This window comes from Sorangium aterium (genome assembly GCF_028368935.1).
Taxonomy (GTDB): Bacteria; Myxococcota_A; Polyangia; order Polyangiales; family Polyangiaceae; genus Sorangium; species Sorangium atrum.
This window is the reverse complement of the sequence record NZ_JAQNDK010000006.1, coordinates 523,214-538,604: the sequence shown is the minus strand read 5'-3', so window position 1 is coordinate 538,604 and position 15,391 is coordinate 523,214. Positions and strand designations below refer to the sequence as shown.

8 protein-coding genes are annotated in these 15,391 nt (G+C 72.2%); 3 read left to right on the top strand and 5 right to left on the bottom strand.

Annotation, left to right across the window (positions count from 1 at the left end):
• Positions 1–96 precede the first annotated feature (96 nt).
• Positions 97–1,482 carry a KamA family radical SAM protein gene (locus tag POL72_RS46085; RefSeq protein ID WP_272103284.1) on the top strand — a complete coding sequence of 462 codons (1,386 nt, stop codon included), beginning with the start codon at positions 97–99 and terminating at the stop codon, positions 1,480–1,482.
• Positions 1,483–1,536: 54 nt separating this feature from the next.
• Here POL72_RS46085 and POL72_RS46080 read toward each other — a convergent pair whose 3' ends face one another.
• The 4 genes from POL72_RS46080 to POL72_RS46065 all read right to left on the bottom strand — a co-directional run bounded on the left by POL72_RS46080 (position 1,537) and on the right by POL72_RS46065 (position 7,972).
• Positions 1,537–2,688 (bottom strand): helix-turn-helix transcriptional regulator, encoded by a 1,152-nt coding sequence (locus tag POL72_RS46080; RefSeq protein ID WP_272103282.1) that lies wholly within the window; start codon positions 2,686–2,688, stop codon positions 1,537–1,539.
• Positions 2,689–3,248: 560 nt separating this feature from the next.
• Complete coding sequence (locus POL72_RS46075) at positions 3,249–3,881, bottom strand: hypothetical protein (RefSeq protein WP_272103280.1); 633 nt, start codon at positions 3,879–3,881, stop codon at positions 3,249–3,251.
• A gap of 143 nt (positions 3,882–4,024) precedes the next feature.
• Positions 4,025–6,085, bottom strand: a complete 2,061-nt coding sequence (locus POL72_RS46070; protein WP_272103278.1) for a MopE-related protein — start codon at positions 6,083–6,085, stop codon at positions 4,025–4,027.
• Between the two features lie 222 nt (positions 6,086–6,307).
• Positions 6,308–7,972 carry a glycosyltransferase family protein gene (locus POL72_RS46065; RefSeq protein ID WP_272103277.1) on the bottom strand — a complete coding sequence of 555 codons (1,665 nt, stop codon included), beginning with the start codon at positions 7,970–7,972 and terminating at the stop codon, positions 6,308–6,310.
• A gap of 211 nt (positions 7,973–8,183) precedes the next feature.
• On the opposite strand from POL72_RS46065, the gene POL72_RS46060 reads away from it, so the two are divergent.
• Positions 8,184–9,512: a porin gene (locus POL72_RS46060; protein ID WP_272103276.1), complete on the top strand. Its 1,329-nt coding sequence runs from the start codon at positions 8,184–8,186 to the stop codon at positions 9,510–9,512.
• A gap of 11 nt (positions 9,513–9,523) precedes the next feature.
• Entirely contained in the window at positions 9,524–13,168 is a 3,645-nt protein-coding gene (locus POL72_RS46055; RefSeq protein ID WP_272103274.1) for a CehA/McbA family metallohydrolase domain-containing protein, read from the top strand.
• A gap of 155 nt (positions 13,169–13,323) precedes the next feature.
• Here POL72_RS46055 and POL72_RS46050 read toward each other — a convergent pair whose 3' ends face one another.
• Positions 13,324–15,054, bottom strand: a complete 1,731-nt coding sequence (locus POL72_RS46050) for an OmpA family protein (RefSeq protein WP_272103874.1) — start codon at positions 15,052–15,054, stop codon at positions 13,324–13,326.
• Positions 15,055–15,391: the final 337 nt, after the last annotated feature.

The following is a 15,391-nucleotide window of genomic DNA, read 5'->3' as shown; positions in this document are numbered from 1 at the left end:
CGCAGCCTCTCCCGGGCAGGCCCCGAGACGCGCAGGCGCAGGCACGCGGCCATCCCTCGACGCTCTCTTTGCTCCGCGCGAGCAAGGGTCCACGACATGACGACCACCTCGAGCCTCATCGAACTCACCAAGCGAAGCCACGACATCGCGCCCCTCAAGCCGCCGGTGGACCCGGCGTCCCTCCATCACGCGACCCTGCTCGAGCTGCCCGATTTCCGGAGGATCCCGGCCTACGCCGACGTGACCGACGAGCAGTTCATGGACCACCGGTGGCAGGCGAAGAAGTCGATCACCCGCCCCGACAAGCTGCTCGACACGCTGCGCGGGATGGTGTCGGACGACTTCATCCGGGACGCGACCGAGGGCTTCGCGCGCGCGCCGATGAGCGTCCGGGTCTCGCCGTACATGCTCTCTCTGATCGACTGGAACGATCCGTACGGCGATCCGCTCCGTACGCAGTTCATCCCACTGGCCTCGCGCTTCCTGCCGGATCACCCGAAGCTCGGGCTCGACTCGCTGCACGAGCGCGCGGACGCGCCCGTCCCCGGGCTGACGCACCGGTACGCCGACAAGGCGCTCTTCCTGCCGCTCGACACGTGCCCCGTGTACTGCCGCTTCTGTACGCGCAGCTACGCGGTGGGCATCGACACGGAGGAGGTCGAGAAGACCCACTTCAAGGTCGACGAGGAGCGCTGGAAGCGGGCCTACGCGTACATCGCGTCACGCCCCGAGCTGGAGGACATCGTCGTCTCCGGGGGCGACGCGTACAACCTGCGGCCCGAGCAGCTCGGCGCGATCGGCGAGACGCTCCTCAGGATGCCGAACATCCAGCGCATCCGCCTCGCCACGAAGGGCCCGGCCGTGATGCCGCAGAAGATCCTGACCGACGACGAGTGGATCGACGCGGTCACGCGCACGGTCGAGCTCGGCCGGAAGCTGCACAAGGAGGTCGTGATCCACACGCACTTCAACCACCCGAACGAGATCACGGGCATCACCCGCGACGCGATGAACAAGCTCTTCGAGCGGGGGATCACGGTCAGGAACCAGTCCGTGCTGCAGCGCGGGGTGAACGACACGCCCGAGACGATGAAGCTGCTCGTGAAGCGCCTGGGGCACGTGCACGTGCACCCCTATTACGTCTACATCCACGACCTCGTCCGGGGCGTGGAGGACCTCCGAACCACGCTGGCGACAGGGCTCACGATCGAGAAGCACGTGCGCGGGTCGACCGCCGGGTTCAACACGCCGACGTTCGTCGTCGACGCGCCCGGCGGCGGGGGCAAGCGCGACGCGCACTCGTTCGAGCACTACGACCGCACGACCGGGATCTCGGTGTTCGAGGCGCCGAGCGTGAAGCCGGGGCAGCGGTACACGTACTTCGATCCGATCGATCAGCTCCCGCCCGAGGGGCGCGCCCGCTGGGCGGATCCGGCGGAGCACCAGAAGATGATCGACGAGGCGCTCTACGCCTCGCGCTGAGGCGGGTCGGCTCCGTGGGCCAGCGATCCGCCAGGGGATCGCTGGACCGCGGAGCTAGACCTCGGCCGGCGGCTCCTCGTAGCGGGCGAGCGCGCCGGCGAGCTCGCGCTTCACGCGGTCCACGAGGTCGGGCGGCTCGACCACGCGCGCGGTCTCGCCGAAGCCGAGGACCCACGTCGCGAGCTCCGTCATGTCGCCGATGAGCATCGTGAGCCGCACGCCGCCGCCGGACAGCGGCGTGATCTCCTGAGAGGGATGCACCTTGCGCGTCCGCACGAACTCGGTCACGCGCTCGTCGAAGTCGATCACGACGCGCCGGGGCTCGCCCCCGCGCCAGATGCCGAACTGGCCCTGGAAGTAGTCGTCGATCGAGAAATCCGGGGGCAGCTCGAACCGCTCGGTGACCGCGCACTCCGTGTCGCGCATGCGATCGAGCAGGAACGTGCGCACCTCGCCGCGCCCCACGTGGAGGCCCACGCAGTAGATCGCGTCCTTGTAGAGGACGAGCGCGTACGGGTGGATGAGCACCCGCTCCTCGCGCCCGTCCCGCGAGCGGCGGTAGCGGCACCGCAGGGGTCGCAGGTCGGCGACGGACTGGAACAGGTCGTCGAGCTCCTCGGTGCGCGCGGCGTAGTCCTTCGGGGCGAACGGGAGATAGAGGAAGCGCTCCTCCAGCCGCGCGTCGGCGACGCCGGCGTTCGGGCCGCGCCCAGGCCTGCGGGCGACGCCGAGCAGGCGCTGCGCGGCGAGGTCGATCTCCTCGAACAGGGTCGAGCCGCGCATCGGCTCGAACAGCCGGCGGGCGGCGAGCAGGGCGTACGCCTGCGTCCGCCGCACCTCGACGCGCCGGGGCGCCTCGCTCGGAGACAGCCGCCAGAGACGAGGGCCCCCGGGGCGCGTGGCGACCGACACGAGATCGAGCTCGCGCTTGACCTCGACGAGGTAGCGCCGGAGCGAGCGCGGCGTGACGTTGAGCTCGCGCGCGAGATCGTAGATCGTCAGGCCGGCAGGGTGCTTCTGCAGCAGGCTGCGCAGCGAGTCGAGGCGCCGGTGCTGCGTGAACGGGCCTCGCGGCCGGCCGCGCTGCGCGCCGCCCCGCGCGTCGTCGTCGTCGTCGTCCTCGTCCTCGTCCGGCGGAGGAGGCCGCTTCGAGGCGGCCGCTGGAGCACCCGCGTCCGCCCGCGCAGGGGCCGCTGGAGGGCGCACGCTCGGCGCTGCTGGAGGGCGCACGCTCGGCGCCGCTGGAGGGCGCACGCTCGGCGCGGGCGGGGCCGCCGTGCTCGACCTGACGTCGAGGGCCGTGTCCCCCGTGAGCCGCGGCGCCGCACCCGCGCGCGGCTTCGAGGGCGGCGTCGCGCCGCTCGAGAACGGGTCGGCGGCCTGGCCGACGCGCGGGCGCGGACCAGCCGCTGCACCGCTCGATCTGCCGGCCCCCCGCGCGCGAGTCGACGAGGTGGCAGGCGCATGGGCACCCCCGGGGCCTGTGCGAGCAGCGCGCGCCATCAGATCAGCGCTCTATCGCATCACCCCCGCCCGTCCAAGATGTTTGTCCCGCGCCCTGCCGGCCGAGCAGCGATCGAGGGCCGGGTGCGCGACGGCGACGCTCGCCGCTCGCGGCGCTCCAGGAAGCGGCGCGCAGCGCTCGCGAGGGCGCCGTGAGACCGCGAAATGTCGTTCGGTTACGGGAACTTCGCTGCGGCGAGCCGCGGGGGCGCAGCGGCGAGCGGCGCGAACCGGAGCGGGTCCGCCGCGCCGCTTGCGGGCGCTCACCAGGGGCGATCGCGCATCGTCTTCTTGTACTGCTCCTTGTAGAGGTCGTGGCACTGCTTGCAGCTCGCCTTCGCGCCGTCGACGTCGCCGGCCTTCGCCTTGGCGATGCCGGCCTTCGAGATGCCCACCCAGCTGCCCATGCCGGGCGGCGGCTTGCTTGCCACGTACTGCAGCGCCGTCGCGATCTTCGCGGCGTCGCCGCTCGAGGTCGCGGAGGCCATCGTGCTCTTCATCCAGGCCTGCATCGGGCAGAGCTTCTGGCCCTTCGCGCCGCACTCGAACTTCTTCTCGCCCGCCTGAGCAGCGCCGGTCGACGCTGGTCCCGCGGCCGCGACGGCAGAGGCAGCGGCCGTCGCCTTCGGCGCGGCCGTCTCCGCCGGCTCAGCGGTCGCCGCGGCCGTCTCCGCCGGCGCGGCCGACGCAGCGGCCGTCGGCTCGACGGTCGCCGCGGCCGGCACGGCCGCCGTCGCCGCCGGCGCGGCCGTCGTCGCCGCAGGGGCGGCGCTCTCGGTCGGCTTGCCCTCGGCCACCGCCCCCGGGGTCGCGTCGCTCCCCTTGCTATCGCAGCCGAGCGTGGCGAAAGACAGGCTCGCGAGCAACAGCGCGAGCGGCGTGATCGTTCTCCTCATGCAGTCTCCTTGGGTGATGAACGGAAGCGCTCCTGACGAGCGCGAGGCCGAGGGATGCGTGCCGCGGTCCTCGGTGCGCCGCGCAGTGTAATCGGGTCGCCGTCCGTCCGCTGCGGTCGCGCGCCCCCGCACTGCGCGGCGCTTCACTCGCGCGTGCCGGGCGTCGAGGCAAACGTCGACCACTGGAAGTTGTCGAGGAGGGCCACGGAATCGTTCCAGGGATCGCCGGTGTCCCAAAGTGCGAAGCGCAGCTCCATGATCTCACCTGGGGTGACATTGCCGTGCATGACCAGCCATCCGGTCCCGCCGCCCGCGCGCTCGCTCGAGCCGCACCAGCCGGGCTCACCGTCGAACTGGGCGCGCGGCCTCGTGGCATCGAACCCCGTCCCGCGGAGCTGGGCGATGCTCGTGCAGGTGGTCGTCGTGCCGGGGGTGGCGCCGCCGCCGCACCCTGTCGGTCCGTTCACGCACTGGGTGAAGAGCCCGGTGCCACCGAACGCGAGGTTCGTGCCCAGCGGGTAGACCGGCGCCCCGGCGGGCGGCGGGTCATAGAAGGCGAGGTTCCCGTCCGCCGGGTTCGCCGTCTCGCCTGGAAAGGGCTCGAACGTCGAGTCGAGGAGCGCCAGAAAGAAGTCGTTGAAGCGGCTGCACACCCACTCGGGATACTCGGACGAGAGGAAGAACGTCGAGACGCTGAACGCGCTCGCGTTGGTCGGCACGCGGACGCGCAGCTTCAGCATCACGGGATCGTAGGCTGTCGCGCCGCCCTGCGGGTCAGGGCACCCGGGCGCGTTCGGGAGGTTGTCGCCGTTCGCGTCGAGCCAGTCCGCGGGCACCCTGCTCGACGTCCCCATGTCCTGGCCGCCCTGGAACGGGGCGAAGCTCGGCCTCGTGTTGTTCGGCGCCGCCTCGGCCGCGGCGACGCCGGTCGAGAGCACAGCGAGCCGCGCGCCCCGGAGCGGAGCGATGCCGGAGCCGAAGCCCTGGCGGATCGACCGCTGGGCCGCCGCCGGCGCGCCGGCGCCGTCGGCGCGGTGGAAGCTCGCGGAGAGGACCCCCCACGTGCGCTGCGACCGCGACGGCGGGCTCGCCGTCGTGGTGACGCAGAGGTCGATCGCCTTCGCGTAATCGAGCGCGGTCGCCGAGTCGCTCGTGAGCCCGGCGTCGCAAGGCGCGGTGTTGTCCGCCACGCCGTCGCAGTCGTCGTCGATCCCATTACCCGCCACCTCGAACGCGCCGCGGTTCACGAGAGCCGGGGCGCTGCACCCGTCCGACGGGGAGTCGCAGCAATCGCCATCGCAGATCGTCCACCCGTCGCCGTCCTGATCGGGTGTGTTGTCGACGGTACCGTCGCAGTCGTTGTCGACGCCGTCGGCGCACACGTCGAGCGCCGGCAGCACCTGGTGGAGGCACGGCCCCCACGAGAGGCCGCTCGGCCTGCACGTGGAGACCCCGGGGGCACAGGGAGCGACCCCCTCGGTGCCGGGCGGTCCCTCGTAACACGCCCTCGTGTCGCCCGGCGTGCACGAGCAGCGCCCGCGCTCTGCTTCATCGTGCTCGCACCCGTCCGCCGGGTCGTGGTTGCAGTCGAGGAACCCGTCCTCGCAGGCGGTGAGCGCGCACGCGCCCGAGACGCAGCCGATCCCGGCGTGCGAGAGCTCCGGACAGGCGCGACCGCACATGCCGCAGCTCAGCGCGTCCGTCTGGAGGTCCCGACAGACTCCATCGCAGCACGCCGCGCCGCTCTCGCACGGGTGCGCCGCCGAGCAGCCCTGAACGCACTCGCCTTCTCCGGTGCACAGCGCGCCCAGGGGACAGTCGCCGTCGACGATACAGGCAACACAGGCGTGCTTCGCTGGATCGCAGGTGAGCGGAGCAGCGCAGTCGGACTCGGCTTCACAGCCGGCCAGGCAGCGCTTCGCCTCGGGATCGCAATAATGACCGGGCGGGCACGCGACGGGGCCGGGCAGGCAGGCCACGCAGTCGCCCGTCTCCCTGTCGCACAGCGGGGCGGTCGGGTCCGCGGCGCAGTCGGCCGGACAATCGGCAGCGCCCTCGCCTCCGCCTCCTCGCGGCATGTCGGGGCCTGCCGCGCCGGCGCAGGACGGCGCCACACCGGACGCCAGCGCGAGCCCGACCACGGCGGCGAGCCCTCCGCTCCAGGCCAGCGGGCGGCGACGGACTGCGCGGGTTCTTGTCGACATCGGCAAGCGGCTCCCCTCCTCGGCGCGACGCACCCGAGGGGTGGCCGACCGCAAGGATCGTAGACTACCCTGTCGGTGCCTGGAACGACGGCAGATCGGCGGGGATGAGGCGCCTCGCCTGGACATCACCGATGCGCGCCGGGTGTTCGGCAACACGCGACACGCGACACACGACCGCGGCGCGCTCGGCCGCGCCGAGCGGAGGTGCGACCGGGGCGTCGCTCAGCGCGTGTGCTGGTACAGCGTGAAGGCGCCATCGCGCTCGATCCGGCGAAATGAGGGGTGCGCCGCGGTGAATAGCGGTTTATCGGGCCGCTCGTTCCGGAGGATCACGTAATCGTACGCGACGCCATGGACATCCGGCTTGAACCACTCACCGCGGTTCGACGGCGGCGCGGGGAGACGACGCTTCAGCGTGAAGGGGAAACCCACGTTGTGCCAGCCGTCCGCGCTGAAGCCCCCGTGCAGGATCTGCACCCACGACGAGAAGTGGTTCGTGCCCTCGATGATCAGCGATTCATCGGTCCGTGGAGGCAGGGTCAAGAAGAGGACCTCGGCGCCCGGCGGGATCCGCTCCACCATCCGGGCGAACGGCTCGACCCGCTCATCGAAGCGCGCATATTTCTCCGAGAGGTGGAGCGGCAGCACGAGCGCGGCCGCCGCGGCGGGGGCCACCAGGAGGCGCGAGCGGCCCTGGAGCGGCGCCGTGATGGCCAGGAAGCCGAAGAAGCAGATGAACGGGGAGAAACGCCCGCTCACGAACCACCAGTCGAAGGGGCGAGCCAGGTGCAGCGGCACGAGGAAATAGCAGAGCGCCATCGCCGCGCAGAGGGCGAGAGAGCGATGGCGGTGCAGCCGGTCGAGGAACGAGCCGGAAGGCGGGGCCGGCTCGCGCGCGGGAAGGCTCCGGCCCGGGAGGAAACGCCGAGCGACGCCGGAGAGGCCCAGCAGCGACGCCACCGCGACGAGCACCCAGAAGAGCCGGGTGTCGAGATCACCCGATACCGAGTCGAGCGTGTACTCGGGGAACGATCGGAGCATCTCGTGCCATGGCACCCAGACGCCCTGGAACCGCGGGCCGCTCCGCAGATCGACCATGGGGCTCTTGAAGGCGACGAGCTGCCACAGGACGAGCGCGACGGCGGGCGCGAAGAGCGGCAGCGCGACGGCGATCCGCGACCACCGGGGCAGGTGGCAGAGCATCAGCACGGCGACGCAGACGTAATAGCCGAAGAGGATGAGCGGATGGCTGAGGCCGCAGCCGACGCTGAGCAGCGCGACGGCGACCCCGCGCCCGGGGCTCGGCCGATCGAGGTAGGCGTCCAGCGCGACGACGCCGACGAGCAGCAGCGCGACCCCGACGAGGAACGGCAGGAAGCCGCACGCCCAGGAGAGGCTGAAGGCCAGCGGGAAGGTGAGGACCGAGAGCCAGGGGCTGCGCCGCGTCCGGCGCGCCCAGCCGAGCGCCGCCGCCGGAATGGCGAGCACATAACCGGAGAGCACGACGCGATTCGCGTTCTCGAGGCCGACGGCATAGGCGATCACGTGCGTCAGGATGTGATAGGCGCCGTACGGGGCCGGACGGAGGCTGAGCTCGTAGAAGTCCCTGAAGCGCGTCCAGGGCTCATCGAAGCTGTGCCAGATATGGACGGCCGCGAGGTGGTTCGGCAGATCGAGCAGCGGCAGGAACCGCACCCGCCATATCGGCACGACGGCCGCGACGGCGAGGAGCACGAACGTCGCGACGAACGCCCTGTCGCAAGGCCAGCGCTTCTCGCTCCCGACCGCGGGAGGCGCCGCGCCGGGAGGTCGGGGTGGTGGGGCGGCGGACGCGTCGGCCCGCGGCGCGGGATCGCTGTCGGGCGGGCTCGAACCGGGCATTTCCATAAGAAGTGTGGCGCTCCCCTTCCCTCCGCTGCTGCGCGAGGAGCGGGCAGGCCGCGAGCGTTAGCACAGCGCGCCGCGCGGATTGCAGCGCCGCGTGTCTTCCTCTAGTTTCCCGGGCACCTCGCCGGGTGGACACGGCGCGGGGGGACGACCACTGGCCATCCGGAGCGGCACGGGGCGCTCCAGGCAGCCCTCCAGGAGACCTGAATCCATGAGGCACCTCGCTCGCGTCGCAGGCGGCGCCGCAGTCCTCCTCGCCGTCGCGACGCCGCGTGCGCAGGAGCCCGAGCCCGCGGCGGAGGAGCCCGCCGCCGCGATCGCGAGCCCGGGTGACGCGCAGGCAGGAGGGGTCGAGGCGGCCGGCGAGCCGGAAGGCGCAGCGGCGCCGGCCGCTCGGGCGAGCGCGCCCGCGCGGGAGCCACGGCCGCGCGAGGCGCCAGCGCCGGCGTCTCCGGCGGCCGCGAGCGGCGACCTCTTGCCGCCGGGCTTCCGGGAGCGGGTGCGGGTCGCGCTCGGACCGCTGGAGATCGCGCCGATCGCGCTGCTCGCGCTGCAAGCCGCGCCCTACGTGGGCGACGACGCGCTGAGCCAGGCCGGCGACAGCGCCGAGCGGCCCGGCTTCCGGCTGCGCCGGGTCCGCGCCGGGCTGCGCGGCGACGTCGCGGGGCTCGTGCGGTTCGCCATCTCCACGGAGCTCGCCGGGGACGACGAGGGGACGGCGCGAATCCACGAGGCGTGGGCCGGCGTCACGGCGGCGCGCGCGTTCGAGGTGATCGCGGGCGCGCGCACCGTGCCCTTCTCGCGCTCGGCGATGACCGGCGCCGGTGACGGCGCCCTCGCCGAGCGGCCGCTCGCCGTCCGCGCGATCGCCCCGTTCACGCAGGTCGGGATCCAGGCCGAAGGGCACTTCCAGGACCGCGCCTTCAGCTGTCACGCGGGCGTCTACAACGCCTTCCAGCGCTCGGATCAGTTCTACGCAGGTCCCTCCGAGAGCCTCGCTCCCCTCGGCAACCGCTTCGAGGGGATCGCCGTCGCCGGCCGGGTCGCCACCGAGCCGCAGGGCCCGCTCGGCCGTACGCTCCAGGACGTCGCCCGCTCGCCCTTCCGCCTCGGGGTCGGCGCCGACGGCTTCTTCAGCGACGGCGGCGCGCGCGCGCTCTATGGCGCGAGCGCCGACGTCCTGGTGCACGCCGCGGGGCTGCACGCGCTCGGCGAGGTGCTCTGGACCGGGGCGAGCCCCAAGGCGGTGCCCACCCAGCCGATCGCGCAGATCACCTCGGTCTCGTCGCTCGCGCTCGTCTTCGAGGCAGGCTACATGCTCATCGCCCGGAGGCTCGGTGTCTCGGGTCGGGTGGAGTGGATCGACCCCAACCTGGATATCGACGATGAAGGGGACAACCTCGTGCTCACCGGCGGCGTGAGCTACCACGCGTACGACGATCTGGTGAAGGCGCAGCTCGAATACACGCATCGTGAGGAGCTCGGCGGGCTGTCGCTCTCGAACGACGCGCTCCTCCTGCAACTCCAGCTCTCGCTGTAGGGGAGATCTCTGTGCGGCGAACCCACCGCTCGCTCACCAGGGTAGCGCTCGTCCCGCTCGCCGCCGCCGCGCTCGCCGCCCCCGCGCTGCCGAGCTGCGGGGGCGATCGGCTGCTCCGCGCCAAGCGGATAGAGCAGCGCGCCGAGCTCGTCGGCGGCCCGGTGGCGATGGCGGACATCGGCGACTTCCTCCTCGAGAACGACCAGATCCGCGTGGCGATCCTTGGCGGGCGGGACTCGCCTGGGCCGGGGATCTTCGGCGGGGCCATCGTCGACGTCGACCGGCGGCGCGGCCGGATCGGCGAGGAGGGCGGCCAGGGGCGGGACCGGTTCGCGGAGATGTTCTCGCTCGCCAACCTCATCGTGCCCGACCCCACGGCGACCGACGTCTCCGTGCTCGCGGACGGCTCCGACGGCGCAGAGGCCGGGATCCGCGTCGAGGGAGACGGAGAGTTCCTGTTCGAGGCGATAGGCCTGCTCCGGGCGCAGGAGGATCTGCTCGGCCTCTTCTTCCCCGACGTCCGCTCCAGGATCCGCTTCCGGACAGACTACCTCCTTCACCCGGGCGATCGGTTCGTGACGGTGCGCACGGTGCTCCTGCTCGACGACAGGCCGCCGCCCGGCTGCGAGCCCCAGAGGAGCTGCGCGCCGTGCCCGAACGGGGTTCAGCAGGATCCGGGCGGCTGCCTGACCTGCGCGTGCAGCGACGTCCTGCCGCTGGACAACGCCACGGCCCCTGTCTCGGTGTTCGGCGGCATCCTCGGCGACCCGCCGGAGGCCGCGCAGGAGGCGTCGTCGCGCCGCGCCGGCATCGTCGCCGGAGATTTCGTGTTCTTCGGCAACCAGAACGACGTCTTCGCGCCCGGAGCGGGCTTCGACGAGGACACGGCGGTCCAGGACGCGTGGAACGCGGGGCGGAACTCCTTCCAGGCGCCGCTCACCTTCGATTTCGTGGCCGCGGCGGGCGGCGACGTCAGCTACGGCTACTTCACGAAGGCCGAGGAGGGCGCGGCGCCATCGGTGGTCAACGTGCCCCTCTTCGCGAGCGCGGCGACGGCGTTCTTGTCCGCCAGCCGATCGTGCCTGTTCAGCGAGGAGGACGACGCGGCGTGCGACGCCCACCGCGCGTTGAGCTACGAGCGCTACCTCGCCGTGGGCGACGGCGACGTCTCGAGCGTGACGGGCGTGATGCACCGGCTCCGCGGGACCGCGACGGGCGCGGTCAGCGGCCACGTGCTCTGGGAGGACACCCTCGAGGCCGCGCCGAACGCCCGCGTGTTCGTCTTCGCCGATCCCGATCCCGCGCGGCCCTTCGCCTCGCTGGACGAGCTCGTGGCGGCCAACCGCGAGGCGCGCGGCGACGTGGGCCTCATCGACGAGATCGACGCGGATCTCGGCCTCGACCCGTCCGAGGACGGCGATTTCCGCGGCGCTCTGCCGCCCGGCAGCTACCTGCTCGTGGCGAGGAACGCGGCGGGGACGGCGATGTCGGCGCCCGTCCGGGTGAGCCTGCGGGCCGGACAGGAGGTCGCCGTGTCGCCGCGCCTCCCTGCGCCGGCGAGGGTGCGCTACCGCGTCGCGGACGAGGCAGGCCAGCGGGTGCCGGCCAAGCTCGCCTTCGCCTCGCTCGACGAGGCGGGGCGGAGGCTCCAGGGCGACGGCCGGCGCAGGGTCTACCTCGGCGACGGGCGTCTCGGGAACGGCAAACGCGCCGTCGAGGTCACGGCCACCGGCGAAGGAGAGGTCGAGATCGAGCCGGGGCGATACCGGATCACGGTGTCGCGAGGCATCGAGTACGGCATCTACGTGGAGCGCGACGTCACGCTCGCGCCGGGCCGCACGTTCCAGCTCGACGCCACGCTCGTGCGCGAGGTCGACACGAGCGGGTGGATGTCGGCCGACATGCACCTCCACTCCGAGCCGAGCTTCGACAGCGGCATGGCGCTGCCGCGGCGGGTGGCCGCCGTGGCGGCGGAGGGCGTGGAGCTCGCGGTGTCGACCGACCACGACGTCGAGACGGACTACCGGCCGACCGCGCGCGCGCTCGGTCTCGCGCCTCACCTCGCCACGGCGGTCGGGGCGGAGATCACCACGCTGGAGCAGGGGCATTTCATCGGGTTCCCGCTCGAGTACGACGAGCTCGACGTCCCGGGCCACGGGGCGCACGACTGGACGTGCGAGCCCGGCGGGGCGATCCTCGACGCGATCCGGGCCTCCGGCGACGGCACGGTGGCGCCGCTGACCATCGTCGCGCACCCGCGCGACGGCTTCTTCGGCTACATCGACCAGCTCGGCGTCGACACGTACACGATGGGCCGGACGCCGACGTTCCTCGAGGAGAACAACCCCGTCTTCCGGACCGCCAGCTGCGCGTTCGACGCGATGGAGGTCATCAACGGCAAGCGGTTCGATCTGGTGCGCACGCCGAGCGTGGCCGAGGTCGTCCACTGGAACCGCTGCCTCGCGCGGCTGAACGCCGCCGGGAGCGCCGCCGCGATCGAGGCGGCGTGCCCCGAGGTGGCGGGCTGGCTGCGAGCGCCGTGCGCGGCGGCGTCCGCGCCGGGCGGCGCTTCCGGCGCAGGCGCGGCTGGCGTCGCTCTCGCTGTCGCTGTCTCCGATTGCAAGCGCCGCGCCCGCACTGAGCTCGCGTGGGCGCTGATGAAGCGCATCCTCGCCCGGACGCCCGACGAGCAGGCGAAGAACTGGGGCTTCTCCGGAACGACCTCCGACAGCCAGGAGCTCTGCGGGCCCGCGGCGCTCGGCGGCGATCCGGTCCCCGAGGACGCGCGCGACGCGCCGTGCACGTACCGCGCAGGCCAGGTGGACGACTATTTCCGCTACCTCGAGCGGGGCTTCGCGCCGGCGCAGATCGCCAGCAGCGACAGCCACGACGGGTCGAAGGAGCCGGGCTTCCCGCGGACCTATTTCCGGAGCGCGACCGACTCCCCTGCCGCCCTCGAGGCGCCGGCTGCGGTCGAGAGCTTGCGTGGCGCGCACGCCTTCGCGACGTACGGCCCCTTCATCCGCGCGACGATCCGCGGCAAGACGTATGGTGAGGTGGCGGCGGCGAGCGCCGGGGAGTCGCTCGAGCTCCTGTTCGACGTCCAGACGGCGAGCTGGTTCGGCGTCGATCGTGTGGAGATCTACCTGAACGGCCGGATGGTCCGCTTGCTGGAGCCGGCCATGCCGCCGAGCGCGATCGTGGACGTGCGCGGCAAGGTCACCTTCACGGCGCCGGATCGCGACTCCTGGGTGGTGATCATCGCCATGGGGCTCGAGGACAGGAACCTCATGAGCCCTGTCTCCCTGGACGTCCCCTTCGGTGAGATCCAGCTGTCCCGGCTGGCCGGCGACGCGTTCGGCAGGATCCCCGCGCTCAGCGCCCTGTTCGCGCCCACGCCGACGGTGCCCGACTGGTCGCCGGTCCCGCCCTATGCGATCACGAACCCGATCTACATCGATGTCGACGGCGACGGCCGCTACGACGCCCCGCTGGCGAGGCCCGATTTCTGCTCTCGTCCCTGCGATCCGGACGTCCTCGATCCGGAGCAGTGCCCCGCCCAGCAGGTTTGCCTGACGGAAGAGGCGGTCTGCGGCTTTCCGATCCCCGGCAAGTGCGACCATCGTCGCCCGGCGCTCGCGCACCGCGACGACTGAACGCCGGTCCCCGGGAGCGCCGACGCGCGCCCGCGTGGCCGGGTCGAACCCGACCGGCGCTCAGGAGACGACGTTTGCGTGCACATGACGGGGCACGTGCACGCAAACGTCGCTTGATCTCGGGGGGAGAATAGGCCGGCCGCTCCGGCCGGAGCTTAGCGGCCCTCGATCGACTGCGACTTGATATGGAACTCGACGCGCCGGTTGCGCTGCCGGCCGTCCGGCGTGTCGTTGGACACGAGCGGCCGGCGGGAGCCGTAGCCGACGGAGGTCAGCCGCTCCGACTGAATGCCCTTGTTGATCAGGTAGACCCTGACCGCGATAGCGCGGTTGTGCGCGAGCCGGTCGTTGTAGTCGATGGTGCCCTGGTTGTCGGTGTGCCCCTCGATGCTGAGCAGCTTGATCTCGGGGTTCGCCTTGAGCAGGCGCACCACCTCGTCGAGGATCGGATAGCTCTGCGGGAGGATCCTGGAGCTGTCGAACTCGAACTCGACCTGCTTCATGATCTCGATCTCGGCGGAGCCCGTGATCCTGCGGATGTAGAAGGGGCAGCCGTTCTTCTCCGGGTCTTCGACGACGACCTGCCCCGGCTCCTTCGGGCACTTGTCCTGGGCGTCGGGGATGCCGTCCTGGTCCGCGTCCTCCTCGGGGCAGCCGTCGCGATCGTCGATGCCGTCCTTGTCCTCGGGGTCGTCCGGGCACTTGTCGACGACGTCGGGGATGCCGTCGCCGTCGCGGTCGGGCATGTCCGGACATCCGTCGCTCGGCTTGGGCTGCTTGCCGTCCTCGGGGTCCTCCGGGCAGAGGTCGATGACGTCGGGGTAACCGTCGCCGTCGGTGTCCTTCTCCGCCGTGATCACGTAGTTGAAGCCGGGCGAGCGGGCGTCGGAGTCGGCGATGCCGAACGAGCCGCCGACGAGGGCGACCCCCCGGAAATCGGGCGCGTAGCCGCCGCTCATGCGGGTGCCGACGCCGGCGCCCACGTAGACCGCCTTGTCCTTGGTGAGGAACATCTTGCTGTTGAGCTGCCACTCGATGGGTGAGGCATCGAGCTCGCCCGCGGTCTCCTTGAGGAGGCCGAACGAGCCGAAGATCTCGGCCCCGAGGCGGAGCTTGCCGTCGAGGAGCGGGACGTAGCCGCCGACGCCGTACGTGAGCTCGCTGCCGACGACGAGCTCGTGGAGCTGCACGCGCGGCCGGATCGCGACGCCGGTGTTCAGGGTGACGAAGAAATCCTTGAAGTCGTACTCGGCGCCGAGGCCGAACGAGCTGCTCACGCCCCGGTCGCCGGCGAAGGAGTACGTGTTGCCGATGGGCGCAAAGACCGCGCCGGTGAGGCCGAGCCGGAAGCGGCGCTCGTCGAGCTCCAGGGCGAGGAAGCGCGCGTCGATCCGGAGGTCCATCGGGGAGGCGGTCTTCAGGTCGACGCTCTGGTTGAGGCCGATCTCGCGGTGGTAGGTCTGGTTGCCGTCCTGGAACACGACGATGGGGAACGAGACCTGGAGGGCGCCGCGGCCGAGGATCTCGACGCCCGCGTTCAGGTAGGTGATGAGCTGGGCGGTGACGGGTCCGTCGCCCTCGATCCGCTCCTCGACGGCGAGGTTGTCGACGTAGTTGTCGTCGCGGAGCGGGTGGACCGACATCCCCAGCCCGAGCTGCCCGAAGAAGCGCGTCCGTTCCCCCATGTGCGGGCGCCAGACGCCGATCCCGTCGTCGGGGGCGCCGGCCATCCTGAGGCGATCGAGGTAGAAGGTCCGTTCCTGCGCGCGGGCGGCGGAGGGCGCCAGCGTGGCGAGGGCCGGTGCGGCCAGGGCCGCTGCGGTCAGCGCGCAGCGAAGGCGCGACGGGCGTCGCGGCGCACGGCCCGGCAGGTTTCGTCGATCCATCACGGTGAGCTGTCCTCCAAGCAACGCTCGAAAAACGAGGTTGACGCGGGCGTTCCGCCGCATGCGGGCCGGCGTCCGGGCGGGAGACTACTCGGGCCGGGGGAGGATGTCTCCTGGGTCGAACCAGGAGGTGCGAGGACCGCCGCCGAAGCCGGCGGCTGTGTCCGGGGCGCGCGGGGTTGAGGCGGCGGGCTGGCGCGCGGTGCTTCCGCGACCTCGGCACGGTGTGTAGCGTGGGCCGCATGTCGACGGTGAAAAGGCGGCGCACGGGCCACGCCGCGGGCGCGCGGATGGCTCCGCTGGCGATTGCGGCCGGGATGACGGGCTGCGGCCTGGT